The 13,140-nt window shown below is 65.3% G+C and carries 11 protein-coding genes and 1 tRNA gene; 8 read left to right on the plus strand and 4 right to left on the minus strand.

Going from position 1 to position 13,140, the window contains the following annotated elements; translation table 11 throughout:
- The gene (gene ligA / locus HNR73_RS19745; RefSeq protein WP_184789003.1) at positions 1-2,061 is read right to left on the minus strand and encodes an NAD-dependent DNA ligase LigA; all 2,061 of its coding nucleotides are present in this window, start codon (positions 2,059-2,061) and stop codon (positions 1-3) included.
- Between the two features lie 404 nt (positions 2,062-2,465).
- Between ligA and HNR73_RS19750 the strand changes: the two genes are divergently transcribed.
- The 8 genes from HNR73_RS19750 to HNR73_RS39965 all read left to right on the plus strand — a co-directional run bounded on the left by HNR73_RS19750 (position 2,466) and on the right by HNR73_RS39965 (position 9,094).
- Positions 2,466-3,107 (plus strand): PadR family transcriptional regulator, encoded by a 642-nt coding sequence (locus HNR73_RS19750; RefSeq protein WP_203686256.1) that lies wholly within the window; start codon positions 2,466-2,468, stop codon positions 3,105-3,107.
- A 104-nt stretch (positions 3,108-3,211) separates the two neighbouring features.
- The gene (locus HNR73_RS19755; RefSeq protein ID WP_184789004.1) at positions 3,212-4,177 is read left to right on the plus strand and encodes an ATP-binding cassette domain-containing protein; all 966 of its coding nucleotides are present in this window, start codon (positions 3,212-3,214) and stop codon (positions 4,175-4,177) included.
- A complete protein-coding gene (locus tag HNR73_RS19760) occupies positions 4,174-5,019 on the plus strand; it encodes an ABC transporter permease (protein ID WP_184789005.1) in 846 nt (281 codons plus the stop codon). Before HNR73_RS19755 ends, HNR73_RS19760 begins: the two co-directional genes overlap by 4 nt.
- 102 nt (positions 5,020-5,121) lie before the next feature.
- On the plus strand, positions 5,122-5,544 hold the full coding sequence (locus HNR73_RS19765) for a DoxX family protein (RefSeq protein WP_184789006.1): 423 nt from the start codon (positions 5,122-5,124) through the stop codon (positions 5,542-5,544).
- 27 nt (positions 5,545-5,571) lie between these two features.
- The gene (locus HNR73_RS19770) at positions 5,572-6,405 is read left to right on the plus strand and encodes an alpha/beta fold hydrolase (protein WP_184789007.1); all 834 of its coding nucleotides are present in this window, start codon (positions 5,572-5,574) and stop codon (positions 6,403-6,405) included.
- A gap of 914 nt (positions 6,406-7,319) precedes the next feature.
- Positions 7,320-7,394, plus strand: a tRNA-Lys gene (locus HNR73_RS19775).
- 516 nt (positions 7,395-7,910) lie between these two features.
- The gene (locus HNR73_RS19780; RefSeq protein WP_184789008.1) at positions 7,911-8,303 is read left to right on the plus strand and encodes a hypothetical protein; all 393 of its coding nucleotides are present in this window, start codon (positions 7,911-7,913) and stop codon (positions 8,301-8,303) included.
- Positions 8,304-8,734: 431 nt separating this feature from the next.
- Positions 8,735-9,094 (plus strand): type I restriction enzyme endonuclease domain-containing protein, encoded by a 360-nt coding sequence (locus HNR73_RS39965; protein WP_239122140.1) that lies wholly within the window; start codon positions 8,735-8,737, stop codon positions 9,092-9,094.
- A 160-nt stretch (positions 9,095-9,254) separates the two neighbouring features.
- On the opposite strand, the gene HNR73_RS19790 is transcribed toward HNR73_RS39965, so the two are convergent.
- From HNR73_RS19790 to HNR73_RS19800, 3 genes are read right to left on the minus strand one after another with little or no spacing between them, the layout of a single operon-like run.
- The gene (locus tag HNR73_RS19790; RefSeq protein ID WP_184789010.1) at positions 9,255-10,997 is read right to left on the minus strand and encodes an ADP-ribosylglycohydrolase family protein; all 1,743 of its coding nucleotides are present in this window, start codon (positions 10,995-10,997) and stop codon (positions 9,255-9,257) included.
- On the minus strand, positions 10,994-11,701 hold the full coding sequence (locus tag HNR73_RS19795; protein ID WP_184789011.1) for a DarT ssDNA thymidine ADP-ribosyltransferase family protein: 708 nt from the start codon (positions 11,699-11,701) through the stop codon (positions 10,994-10,996). The genes HNR73_RS19790 and HNR73_RS19795 overlap by 4 nt, the downstream gene beginning before the upstream one ends.
- Positions 11,698-13,095 (minus strand): UvrD-helicase domain-containing protein, encoded by a 1,398-nt coding sequence (locus HNR73_RS19800; RefSeq protein WP_184789012.1) that lies wholly within the window; start codon positions 13,093-13,095, stop codon positions 11,698-11,700. The genes HNR73_RS19795 and HNR73_RS19800 overlap by 4 nt, the downstream gene beginning before the upstream one ends.
- Positions 13,096-13,140 lie beyond the last annotated feature (45 nt).

A 13,140-nucleotide genomic window follows, 5' to 3' on the forward strand; every position in this document is an offset into this window, starting at 1 on the left:
CTAGCCGAGGAACTCCGCGACCCGCGCGGCGAACTCGTCCTCGGACAGCACCGTGACGCCCAGCTCCTCGGCCTTGGTGACCTTCGATCCGGCGTTCTCCCCGGCGACGAGGATCGTCGTCTTCTTCGACACGCTCCCCGAGGACGTGCCGCCCGCGTCCTCGATCAGCGCGCGCATGTCGTTGCGGTTGCGCCCGGCGAGCGGCCCGTTCATGCCGCCGGTGACGACCACGACCTCGCCGTTGAGCGGACCGTCGGCGGCGCCCTCGGCGACCGGCTCGACCATGTTCACCCCGGCCGCCGCCAGCTTCTCGATGACCGGACCGGCCGCCGCGATGTGCTCGGCGATCTTCGGCGCGTTCGCCGCCGGGAGCTTCGGGACGCGGGCGAGTGCGTCGGCGTCGGCGGCCCGGATCGCATCCATGGTCCCGAAGTAGCGCGCGATCTCGCGGGAGAGCGTGCGGCCGGTACGGACGATGCCCAGCGAACAGAAGACCCGGCTCAGCGGCTTCTCCTTCGCCGCCTCGATCTGCGTGAGGAGCGTGTCGGCGCGCTTCTCACTGCGCGCGGCGGCCGCGAGCTGCTCGCGGGTCAGGGTGAAGATGTCGCCGACGTCGGCGACGTCACCGGCCTCGACGAGCGCCTCCAGGAAGGTGTGCCCGAGGCCGTCGATGTCGAGCTGGTCGCGGCCAACGGCGTAGGACAGTGCGGCCAGCAGCCCGCAACCGCCGCTCGCGCCGCCGGCGCACTCCCAGCGCTCGCCGGAGGTGTCGATGGGGCCGCCGCACTTCGGGCACGCCGTCGGCAGCTCGATGGCGACGGCGTCGGGCCCGCGCAACGCCAGGACGGGCGCCTCGATGCGGGGGATGACGTCGCCGGCCTTGTAGACGTTGACGGTGTCGTTGATCATGAGGTCGTTCTTGGTGATGAACGCCGGGTTGTGCAGCGTGGCGTAGGTGACGACGCTGCCGTCGACCTCGACCGGTTCGAGGACCGCGCGCGGGGCGATGACGCCGGTGCGGCCGACGTTCCACTCCACGGCCAGGAGTTTCGTCTGGCGCTCGACCGGTGGCAGCTTGTAGGCGATGCCCCAATGCGGGTGGCGCGTGGCCAGGCCCGCGGTCTTCTGCTCGGCGAGGGCGTCGGCCTTGATGACGACGCCGTCGATCCCGAAGGGCAGCGAGCCGCGCAGCGCGGTGACCTCCTCGACGCGCGCCTGCACCTCCTCGATCGTGGCGTGCACGCGCAGGCCGGCGCCGTCGACGCTCGCCGTGGTCTGGACGCCCAGCGCGGCGATCTCGTCCATCACCGCCGAGTGCGAGGCGCCGGTGAGGACGCCGGAGTCGTCGAGGGCGACGGCGCCGTAGGCGAAGAAGGTCGTCGGGATGGCGTAGGAGCGCGACTTCATGCCGCGCAGCGAACCCGCCGTCCCGTTGCGCGGGTTGGAGAAGACCTTGGCCTTGTTCGCCAGTCGCAGCTCGTTCGCCGTCTCGAACTGCGCGGCCGTCAGCAGGACCTCCCCGCGAACCTCGACCGTGACCGGCCGCGCCAGCCGCTCCGGAAGCCCCACGACGGTCCCGATAGCCGCCGAGAGGTCCTCGCCGACCCGCCCGTCGCCGCGCCCGACCAGCTGCACCAGGCGCCCGTCGCGATAACGAGCCGCGATCGCCATCCCGTCGAGCTTCGGCTCGACGGCGAAGCCCCCGGCCACCGGCCCGTCGAGACGGCGCTCCAGCGAAGCCCCCCACTTCACGAGCTCCTCGGCACTGAACACGTTGTCGAGGGAGAGCATCGGGACGGTGTGTGCCACATCCCCGACCGGCGCCGCGCCCCCACCCACCTTCCCCACCGGCGAGTCAGCGCGGACGTGCGAGGGATGGGCCAGCTCATACGCGACGAGCCCACGCAACAGCCCATCGAAAGTCGCGTCGTCAAGAGCACTGTCCCCCTCCCCGTAATAGGCCGCCGAAGCAGCCAACGCGGTGTCGACACCCGCGTCATACTCGGCCCGGGACGAAATGGCAGCAACGGAAGCGATCGTCATACCCACATGATCCCGCATGGGTACGACACTTCCCGCCTGCACAAACACCGCGGACACGCAGACCACGACAGTCTCAGAAGCAGGAAATGCGAACAGGACTCCAGGGGTCAAACAGGCGTAAAATGATACTCGCTACCAAGCCCGACCACCCCCAGGTGCGCTCATCCGCGCACAACCGGGCCTCTAGCTCAATGGCAGAGCTGCGGACTTTTAAGCTCCGGCGCAGGATCCGAGCCCGGTTGGCACATGCACTACGTCATGGCCGATGATCCGGGTTCGTGGCGAACGGTGTCCGATCACCTCAAGATGCGCTTCTAATCAACCTTGACTAGATGTTTCCTCCGCGTGTACTCTGGCCAAGTAATCAAACTTGACTAGCGTCGACCAATCCGTTCGCAACGCCGAGAGAAGGAATCGAACCCATGGGAAAGCTCGCGATCGAGACGAGAGGGCTGAGCGGAGGCGGGCGCGTGTCGGCGACGAAGCTCCTGGTGCTCGGTATCGTGCACCTCTCCGGCGGCGCGCATGGCTACCAGGTGCGGTCCGAACTGCAGAGCTGGGGTGCGGAGAGTTGGGCCAAGATCAAGCCCGGCTCGATTTATCACGCGCTGAAGAAGGCGGCGGCTGATGGCCTCCTCACCGAACACGCCGAGCCGGGCAACTCCGGGCCGGAGCGCGTTCTGTACCGCGCGACAACCCGGGGACGTGACGAGATGGTCGAACTGGTCCGCGACGGTCTGCGGCGGACCCACGACCCGGACATGCTCAACGCGTCCATCGCCATGTTGCCCATGCTGACCAGGACAGATGCCATCGCGCACATTAACGAGCGGGTCGCGCGCCTGGAAGCGGAGCTCGTAGTGCAGGCCAAGTGGCGGGAGCACCCCAATCGGGACACCCCCGAGCACGTCCGCGATCAGGCCGAACTGTGGGCGGGACACGCACGCACCGAACTGGAGTGGGCGAAGAGCCTGAGCAGACGACTGTCTGAGGGCGCCTACGTCATGGCCGATGATCCGGGTTCGTGGCGAACGGTCCACGATCACCTCAATATGCACTCCTAATCAACCTTGACCAGATGTTTCCTCCGCATGCACTCCGACCAAGTAGTCAAACTTGACTAGCGTCGACCAATCCGTTCGCAACACCGAGAGAAGGAATGGAACCCATGGGAAAGCTCGCGATCGAGACGAGAGGGTTGAAGAAGAGCTTCGGTGCGACCCACGCGGTCGCCGGTGTGGACCTGGCCGTGAGTGCCGGGGGCGTGTACGGCGTGCTCGGTCCGAACGGGGCGGGCAAGACCACCACGATCCGCATGCTGGCCACGCTCCTGCGCCCCGACGCCGGAGAGGCGCAAGTGCTCGGCCACGACGTCGTGCGTGACGCCCAGGCGGTGCGGAGCAGGGTGGGCCTCACCGGACAGTTCGCGTCGGTCGACGAAGACCTCACCGGGGTGGAGAACCTGTTGCTGCTCGCCAGGCTGCTCGGCTACTCACGCCGCCGAGGCAGGGAGCGGGCGACCGACCTGCTCGACGCGTTCGGTCTTGCCGAGGCCGCCGAGCGGCAGGTGAAGAAGTACTCCGGCGGGATGCGCAGACGTATCGACATCGCAGCGAGCCTGGTCGTCCCCCCGGAACTGATCTTCCTCGACGAGCCGACCACCGGGCTCGACCCGCGCAGCAGGAACCAGGTGTGGGAGATCGTCAGGGTCATGGTGGCCGAGGGCACCACCGTGCTGCTCACCACGCAGTACCTCGACGAAGCCGACCAGCTGGCCGACCGCATCGCCGTGATCGACCACGGAAAGGTCATCGCCGAGGGTTCGAGCGGCCAGCTCAAGGCATCGGTCGGTGCCGGCTCGCTGCATGTACGCCTACGTGTGCCCGAGCAGCGGGCCGAGGCCGAACGGGTCCTCGCCGGCGTCCTCGACGTGCCGATCGAGCTCTCCGCCGACCCGGTCGCGCTGTCCGCGGGGATCTCCGACCCCGAGCGGGTCGCCCGCGCCCTGGCCGAGCTGTCCCGCGGGGGCATCGACGTCACCGAGTTCGCGCTCGGCCAGCCGAGCCTGGACGAGGTGTTTCTCGCCCTGACCGGTCACCCGGCCGAGGAGCCACCCGAGGAGGATGCCGCATGAATACCACGTCCGCGGAGCAGGCGTCGGTGCTGGTCACCGAGGACGCGCTGCGCAGTGTGCTGTTGGCCGGCGAGCGGCCGGCTCGGCCTGGCCCGGTGCTCACCTCGTTGACATTCGGCTGGCGCGCTCTGCTGAAGATCAAACACGTCCCGGAGCAGCTCGTCGACGTGACCATGTTCCCGATCATGTTCACGCTGATGTTCACCTACCTGTTCGGTGGCGCGCTCGCCGGGTCGACGCAGGAGTACCTGCGGTTCCTGCTGCCCGGCATCCTGGTGCAGGCGAACGTCATGATCACCATGAACACCGGCATAACGCTGAACACCGACATCCAGAAGGGGGTGTTCGACAGGTTCAGGTCACTTCCGGTGTGGCGACCGTCGCCGCTGGTCGGCGCCCTGCTCGGCGATGTGATGCGCTACTCGATCGGGTCGGTGATCGTGATCGCGCTCGGATTGGTCCTGGGGTTCCGGCCGGAGGGTGGCGCCGTCGGGGTGGTGCTCTCGGTGGTGCTGTTGCTGGTGTTCTCGTTCTGCCTGTCGTGGCTGTGGACGATGCTCAGCCTGATCCTGCGCACGCCGAATTCGGTGGCTGGGGTCAGCATGATGGTGATGTTCCCGCTGACGTTCGTGAGCAACATCTTCGTGGACCCGAAGACGATGCCCGGGTGGTTGCAGGCGGTCGTCGAGGTCAACCCGATCACCCACCTGGCGACCGTGGTACGCGGCCTGATGCACGGCTCGGTGCCGGCCGGGGAAATCGGCTGGGTGCTCGTCTCGTCCGTACTTCTCGTCGCGGTCTTCGGTCCCATCGCCATGGTTCTCTACCGCAACAAGAAGTAGATGCCGCTACCGCGAGCACTTGGTCGAATCAACTCCGACAACCCGGCCAACTCGGCCAACGCCATCACCGATACCAGGCCCGGACACGACAAGGAGAGCCGAATGAGCACCATCCCCAAGAACAACTCGGAAACCGTTGCGCACACGCCCGGGCGGGCGAGCAGCATCGGGGTCTGGATTCTGCAAGTCGTGCTGGCGGCGATCATCGCCGGCGGCGGAATCTCGAAGCTCGCCGGCGACCCGGTCATGGTGGACATGTTCGCCGACATCGGGGCCGGCCAGTGGCTCCGGTACCTGGTCGGAGCGCTGGAGGTCGCGGGAGGGGTCGGGCTTCTGATCCCGGCGCTGGCGGGCCTGGCCAGTCTGGGGTTGGCGGCGTTGCTGACCGGTGCTGTCATCACCGATCAGTTCGTGCTCAAGCAGAGCCCTTGGCTGCCGCTCGCCCTTCTCGTCGTGGCGGCCGTGATCGCAAGGGTGCGGTGGTCGCGCACCGAGGCCGTCGTCGGCACGCTGCTCAGGCGCTGAGACAAACCTCTCGAACGGAGATGTGAGATGAACGAGATGGCCTTTCGCGTGACATCAACCGATGGCACCACCATCGCCTACGACAGGGAAGGAAGCGGTCCGGCCGTCATTCTGGTGGGCGGGGCACTCGACGAGGGGGTGGAGAACGCTCCCTTGGCGCCGGCTCTCGCCGAGCACTTCACGGTCTACAACTATGCCCGTCGGGGACGCGGCGCGAGCGGCTTCACCGAGCCGTACGCCGTGGAAAGGGAGATCGAGGACCTGGATGCGTTGATCGCGGAGGCGGGCGGCTCGGCACACCTGTTCGGGGCGTCCTCAGGCGGCGCGCTGGCGCTGGAGGCCGCCGCGGCCGGGTCGGCCATCGACACGATCGCCGTCTGGGAGGTGCCCTACGCGGTCGGGGACGACATACGCCCGCGATTCGAGGAGTACATCGCGGACACCCGACGCGCCTTCGACGCCGGGCGAGACGAGGAGGTTCTCGAACTGTTCATGCGCATGACCGGCGCCTCCGACGACAACATCGCGGCCAGGAAAGCGGCAGGCAAGCAGACGGCGCATTGGGCGCATTCGGTCGCCCTCGCGCCCACGCTGGTCCACGACAGCGTCTTCCTCAATCGCTACCAATTGCCGGCCGATCGACTGGCAACGGTCACCCAACCGGTCCTGGTCACCACCGGAGGGCCGATCACGGTCCCTTATATGGCAGGCCTGCCCTCGGACTTCTTCGACCGCGCAGCCGACGAGCTTGCAGACCTACTACCCCGCGCTCAACGGGAGATCTTCGAAGGGCCGGATCACGTCGTCGACCCCCAGACCGTCGGCCCGCTGTTGCTACGGTTCTTCAGCACCGAACACTGAGGGGCCCGCGAGGTGTTGTGGGAATACCGATGAGGCACCGCGCAAGTAAATCTTCGTCGCGCCAGGGACACGGGGCGGACATACTCGCTGCTCATCGGCTCCGTCGTCGGTCATACCCCGCACTCCGGGCCGACTCAGTACGGCCCACCGAAGCCCTGCGCAGCACATGACCAGGCACCTCGGTAGGGCCAGTCATTCCGGGCTGTGGTCGCATGCGGTCACCGTTTCGCTCTGGGATGTCCAACCGCGCGCTGCAGCGCAAGCACGGCGAAGCGGATCTTCGATCGACCTTGACGAACATGACGGGGCCGGGTGGTGTCGTACTGGATGGTCCGCGTAGACGTCGCCACCCGACGCCGTGAGATTCGCGTCGAGGTCTGACGGGAACCTGCCAACGCGTTCATCCCGCAAGAGCACCTCCCGGGCCGCGAGGCCGAGGTTGACTTCGGCGACGTCGCCATTTGCCTGCGCGGCGAGCTCGTAACCTGTACTCACTTCGGGCCCCGTTTGTTGATCATGTTGGGTGAAGGAGGCGTTTGCAGAGCAGGTCGAGTCCGGCTCGTCCATACGTCTGTTGCTTGAGCATCTTGGTGGGGCTGACGATAACTTCGACGGCGCCCATCGCTCTGACGGTCGGGCGGGCTGCGTTCGACCATCCACAATGGACTTGCGATGGCTCGAAAACGGCTCGGTGGGCGCCCGGACAGCCCGGCACAAGCCGTCACGGCCCGGTATATCCCGAACTCCGCGAACCCCTGACCCGATCTGTGCGTCTCGTGTGCCTGACCTGTGCCGCGGCCCGAAACGGCCACAGAAAACAGGACTTCGCAGGGTAAATAGACACGAAAGCATACTCGGTACCGCCGTCCCGGACCCCCAGGTATGCTCATCGCGCGTGTGCCTGAGGCACGCGCGGGCCTCTAGCTCAATGGCAGAGCTGCGGACTTTTAATCCGTAGGTTCAGGGTTCGAGTCCCTGGGGGCCCACCAAGTTGACCTGCACGTACTCACCTACGTCGTCTCCTGTGTAGACGATGGGTGCCTTGCGGCTTCGTCGGCTTCTCTTCGCCTTGCGGTGTGGTTTGGCCGTTTGGTCATTGCTGTGGCCGTGCCGACTTCGGTCTCGGTGTTCTCAGTGGCTAGTGAGCGCTGCTCACGTAGGCCCCCGCGCAGGTTCGCCACGACCGGTTGCCACACCCGCCGACCGGTGGCTCGGGCGGTGTCGAGGATCAGCCGAGCGGTCGCGGCAGCGGCCTTGTGCGGAGCCTGAGGCAGGATCGAGGTGTAGGTGTCGGCGGGTCAGGACAATGCTGGCGTGGCCGAGCTGATCCTGAACGATCTTGAGGTCCCGCCGGCGCTGTGCGCCAGGCTCGCAGCTCCGTGCCGCAGGTCATGGAGCCGGATCGACGGTAGGTCGTACCGGTCGGAGGGGAGCCGGAACCTGCTGGTCAGGTAGCCCGGGGGATTCGATCGGCCATCTGGGCGGGTGAGCACAAACCCTGTTCCATGCCACGTGTCGCCTGCCGCGAGGCGTTCACGCTCCTGGTACCCGGCGTGTTCGCGCAGAAGTGCGATGGTGTGGCGGTCAAGAGCAATGGTTCGCTGGCTGGCGCGGCTCTTGGGCGGACTGACGTAGATCACTCGACCGAGTCTCGCCAACTGCTGGGTGATCGACAGCTGCCGGCGTTCGAGATCGACATCCGTCCACCGCAGCCCAGCAGCTTCACCTCGACGCAGACCACCGAAGGCAATCAGGGACCACAGCACGTATTGCCGATCATGTTGCATGCTCTCAAGAAACAGCGCGAGCTGCGCCGCGGTCCACACCGCAACCGCCGGGCGCTCACCAGTCCTCCGCCAAGCATCGACTCGGCCGGGCGTCCAGACCACCGCGTGTGAGCGGGTGCGGGTTCGCGAGCTCAACGCGCCGGGCCGGGTTGTCCGTGATCAGGCTCTCCCGGATGGCGCCGTTGAGAACGGCTCGCGGAGTCGCGCAGACACGCTGCAAGGTCGAAGCCGCGCACAGCCTGCCGTATCGGTTGGTTCGAGTACCCAGTTCGGCGAACATCGCCGTCACGTGTTGACACGTCAGTTCGGCGAGACTGATCCTGTCAAGGTAGGGCGCCATGAGGTCGATGTGCTGGGCTGTAGGACCGCGCCGTGGTAAGGCAGATCGTCTTGCGGCGGACATGCGAACCGCGGCCAGCGCGTTACGCTCCACGAGCACCCGGTGGCCTGGGCTTGGGATTGCGCCAGCAGCTCTTCCTTCGCGGAGATCGCCGCGGCACGCGAAGCGAAACCGCCGCGGCGAACACGATCCCTTCCACAACATGGCTGAGCTCGTCGAAGGCGGAGAAGGCACCCTCGCCGACATCGCCCGGGCACTGGTCGAGGACATCCGCAAGAACCTAAGCGTCGACTGGCTCTCCCGGGAACCTGTCGGGGCCAAGCTCCGCACCCGCATCCGCCGCCTCCTCGCCCGCTACGACTACCCACCCGAGGAAGAACGCCAGGCCGTCGACCTGGTCATCAAGCAGATGGAGACCTTCGCCAACGAATGGGCCCTGCTTCGAACTAGTCCACTTCGCTGGGCATCGTTTGCTCGTTGCCGCCAGCCCAGCTGGGCGCCAGATGCGCCGCGATCGCTATATCTGCCCAGTACAGCGGGCGTGGAGGTGGCACTGCTGTGATCGATGGAAAGGGTAAGGACCTGAGATAAACCGGGACACGAGTTTTCGCTCGGGTTGTTGATATTCGCCCGCCTGGGTAGATGCGCCTCATGCATATCCGCGGAGGAAGTCCGATTCTGTTGTGGCTGTGTTGCCAGCCACCTGACGGTGTTGGCGCATTTCACGGTCCGGAGAAGCCGGCACCAGTGACTACGACGACGAGAAATGGGTCTACAGAGGCCCAGAACCCACCGTCTGCACGGGGACCACCGTCGAAGCCCATCTCGTGCAGTTGCGCCCTTGCGGTTGCTAGGTCGGCGAGGACGAGCCGAACCCGCGCGGCTGGAACATCGAGATTGGCTTCCCTCGCCGATGTCTGCCTGATACGGAGCTTCTCGTAGCTGAACCAGTCATCTCCTGCCCTTGCCGGCGCAATCCCGAGTGTTTCCAGAGCTTGCCGCACCCGTTCCAGGTTGACCACTGGCAGATCGACGCTCTCAAGGAAAGAAGATGTGATCGTTTCAGTCGAAGAGGTCACCCGGCTGCCGTCCGTCCGGGGGAGAACGGGTTCGTCCAGGCCCACCACAGACTGCTGGACCTGATCCATCACATAGAGGCTCTGACCATCTCCCGTGAGGAGACGGGTGCGTCGGGCCGTCCAGCCACCACCGGCCAGACCCGCACGACTCTCGATGCGAGACGATCGCCCGTCTGGCAGGAGAACGGGGGCTGAGTCATCACCTGTGTCGAGTTCTTTGCGGAAGCGCTCGCGGGCAGCGGCCGCTTCGGCACGTGATGGAATCCTTGGTGCTGCCGATGATGGACGGAGGAGCCGCTCGGCCAGATCGATCAGCAAGGCCTCGTCCTGCACATTTCGTCCCATGGAACCCAGCCACTCCCGGCCCAGTCCGGCCCCCAGAAGACTTCCAGTCATGGATGCCAGGGTGTCGGTGTCAGCTCCATCTAGGCGCGCTGGAACGCTGATCCCGCGATCTGGGCTGGAGGCAGATCTCGCCGCCAGGTAGATCGCACCCACCGCGCACAGTGTTCCCGAACCGTTAGTTGCCCGTCGGGTCAGGCCATGGGCCTCGAGGAAGCCGGACGGTGAGCTGAGTGCACCGCTATCCAAAGAGATTTGCGCTTTGGTCAGCAGGTCTTCGACCTCCCGTACTGTGGCATCCCAGACCTGCTCATAGCCTTCTGGGTACGCCTTCGCCGCCGCGTCGAGCCAGTTCCCGTCGAACTCCCGCCATACAGGCTCGCGCCAGTCGACAAGGCCTTCGAGCGTGGTCTTGATGAGCCAGCCGTACGGCAAAGGCGCAGGTTGGCGCATGCTGATCCACAAGGCGTATGCATGTACGAGGGCGCCGAGCAGCGCTCGCGGGTGTCCATGTGTGGTCGCTGCATCCCGGACCACATCGACCGCGAGTTCACTGAACGACCCCTGATGATGAACGATGGCATGCGGTGCGATGCGCATTGCCGCACCATTAGCTCCGGCGGCGAAATACTTCTCCTGGTCGTCGGCCCGCTTGCCCCACGCCGCGTCGTTTTTTCCCCAGGCATGGCAGGCACGTTTGACGCTCGCGCCTGCACCCCTCTCGTACTCTAGGAGGAACGGCCATTCGATGCGCCGAAGCCAGGCGGCCCACTCCGTGCCCGCAACCAGCCTGGCTCGAGCAACTGCGATCAACATCTGCGTGTCGTCGCTGTATTCACCCGGACCTATCGCCTCGATGACCGGCCTGAACCGGCTGCCAACCCTGCGCTCCCAACCGAAGAACCGGCCTGGCGTCCGACTTGCCGGAGGAAGAGGCCTGCTCCGATCTCGGCGTTCAAACGGCCATCCCAGGGCATCACCAACTGCAGCCCCAACGAAAGTGCCGGAGGCTCGATCGGTCCATGGGTGTTGCTCAGCGTTCACCGGTCCACTCTGCCAATGTCAGTCAACGGATCGAACGGGGTCTCGGGTGGTCGTCGGCCTGCGCGTACCGCGGAGCTTAGGTCGTGCTTCTTGAACAGCATAGGCGCGACGACCAGCGGCGGCAGTGAGCGCGCCAAGCCGAACTGATCGAGTCGGGTGAACTCCTGCCTGGCCTGAGAGCCGCTGGAGACGATCACTGTGCGTATCGCTGACAGTGGGATCACGCCAGGGATCTGGACCTCGGCCTGGTCGTCAGTTGGCCACCATGCTGGATGGTCTTGTCCGCGGCTGCGCAACACCTTCCGCATTACCCTGGGTGTGAACATGGCGTTGAAGCCAGCCAAGCCATGTTTCGCGCCGGCGCTCCCGTCCGACGCGGCGTTGTACGGACAGAACCGGGCGCCTGGGGTGGAGAGCAGTTCGATGCCGAAGGTGAGCACTACCCAGTCCCTGAAGTTGTCGTCACGGCTGGCTGCGTTCGCCAAATACCAAGCGTTGGGGTACTCCACACTGAGGAACGTGTACTCGGGTGCTGCGTCGAGACGTTGTGTGTCTGCGGGCCGGAACGCGTTCTGCCCTTCCTGCAGTTGAGTCACAGGGCGGATCTCGCGGACGTCAAGGATGTGCGACAGATTGACTGACTTGGTGAAGTGGCACAGGCGCGTGATCCCGCGGGAGCGAGCAGCGGCGAGGATGTCGTTCACCGGTCCACTCGAACATATAGGTCCGACATTTCGTCTGGCAACAGGGTCGTGAGCTTGCTTGAGTGCAGCAAGACCAGCTCGGTTCTGGCCCGTGTCACCGCGACATAGAGTTGTCGTGACTCGCGTGCAGCGGCCTCGGCTTGCCCATGGGCCAGTACCTCGCTGGGCTTCGGCAACGTCGCGCGGTCGCAGAGCGGAAGAATGACAGAGTCGAACTCGAGCCCCTTAGCCGACGAGTAGGTCCCGTAGAACACTCCAGGGCCCTGCGGCCATCTCGACAGGTCGCGATGCAGACGCCACGGCGACACGCCTTCGCTCAGAAGCAGTGATCGGAGCCGCGCTTCGTGGTCCCGAGTCCGAGTTAGGACCGCTACCTGCCTGTCACTCCCGAGCGCGCGCGCCTGTCTCGCTGCCTCACCCAACTGCCGATCGTGGTCGGCAACCTTGACGACGGTCGGTTTAGGGCCATCGGCGTCGAACCCTGTCGGTTCGACCAGGTCCACCCCATCGCGAAAATGGGGCATCGCTGACATAGCTTGCGCCAAGTGCGCGACCTGGCGGCTGTTGCGGTAGTTGTGTGCAAACCTCGCGATTTCTCGCACCGTCAGTCTGAGGGAACGCCAAGACATGCGGCTCCCGTAGATCTGCTGGGCGTAGTCGCCGAAGAAGGTGAGCGAGCCGTTCTCAGGGATGGCCGCAGCGAGGCTTCGGATCATCTCCGGGGTAAAGTCCTGTCCTTCGTCTACGACGATGTGGCGGTAGCGTCGGTTCGTGGAATCCTCTTTAAGGCTTCGCAGGACGATCGAGGCTATATCGTCCCAATCGTATCGATATCCCGCTTCGGCCCGCTGGCGCAAGTAGTCTCGGTAAATCTCGAACACGATTTCTCGGTCGGACTGCTGAAGAGGCTGGCCGCGGCCGATGCGAGGTGTGACGTCCTCCACATAGGAGCCACGATCGGTGACGCCGTGCCCGACCATCCAGTGCAGCTCGTCCATGAAAAACTCGATCGGACGGTCGAGTACCGCTCGTCGGGAACCGTTGGCACGGAGCGCGTCCAGTGAGCGTTGGACTGCCTGTTCCTTGTCCTTGTAAATCCGTACTGGTGGTTGGCGGTTGTTCAAGTAGCCGCGAGCGAACCTGTGATACGTCTCGATCCGCAGGCTGGGTGACACGACGCTGATACCTCTGAGATAGGTGATCAGTGCCTTGTTGAAGGTGACTAGTAGCGTCTGGCCACCTATTTCCGGTGCCTTGGCGAGATAGTGGGCACGATGGACCGCCATGGTTGTCTTACCGCTGCCAGCGGTACCAAGGACGACGCAGTGTCCTTCGGCCTTCAAGCTGACAACGTCCCTTTGGTGGCCCTTTGGTTCCGGTAATGCGATCCCCATGCTCTTATTATGCAGTGTTTGCTGGCAGGTGAGTGGGAGACAGAT

This window comes from Phytomonospora endophytica (assembly GCF_014202425.1).
Classification (GTDB): Bacteria; Actinomycetota; Actinomycetes; order Mycobacteriales; family Micromonosporaceae; genus Phytomonospora; species Phytomonospora endophytica.

Excerpts from the sequence above, each read along its gene's own strand:
- ligA (WP_184789003.1), bottom strand. The coding sequence starts at position 2,061 with ATGCGGGATCATGTGGGTATGACGATCGCTTCCGTTGCTGCCATTTCG.
- HNR73_RS19750 (WP_203686256.1), top strand. The coding sequence starts at position 2,466 with ATGGGAAAGCTCGCGATCGAGACGAGAGGGCTGAGCGGAGGCGGGCGC.
- HNR73_RS19755 (WP_184789004.1), top strand. The coding sequence starts at position 3,212 with ATGGGAAAGCTCGCGATCGAGACGAGAGGGTTGAAGAAGAGCTTCGGT.
- HNR73_RS19760 (WP_184789005.1), top strand. The coding sequence starts at position 4,174 with ATGAATACCACGTCCGCGGAGCAGGCGTCGGTGCTGGTCACCGAGGAC.
- HNR73_RS19765 (WP_184789006.1), top strand. The coding sequence starts at position 5,122 with ATGAGCACCATCCCCAAGAACAACTCGGAAACCGTTGCGCACACGCCC.
- HNR73_RS19770 (WP_184789007.1), top strand. The coding sequence starts at position 5,572 with ATGAACGAGATGGCCTTTCGCGTGACATCAACCGATGGCACCACCATC.
- HNR73_RS19780 (WP_184789008.1), top strand. The coding sequence starts at position 7,911 with ATGCCACGTGTCGCCTGCCGCGAGGCGTTCACGCTCCTGGTACCCGGC.
- HNR73_RS39965 (WP_239122140.1), top strand. The coding sequence starts at position 8,735 with ATGGCTGAGCTCGTCGAAGGCGGAGAAGGCACCCTCGCCGACATCGCC.
- HNR73_RS19800 (WP_184789012.1), bottom strand. The coding sequence starts at position 13,095 with ATGGGGATCGCATTACCGGAACCAAAGGGCCACCAAAGGGACGTTGTC.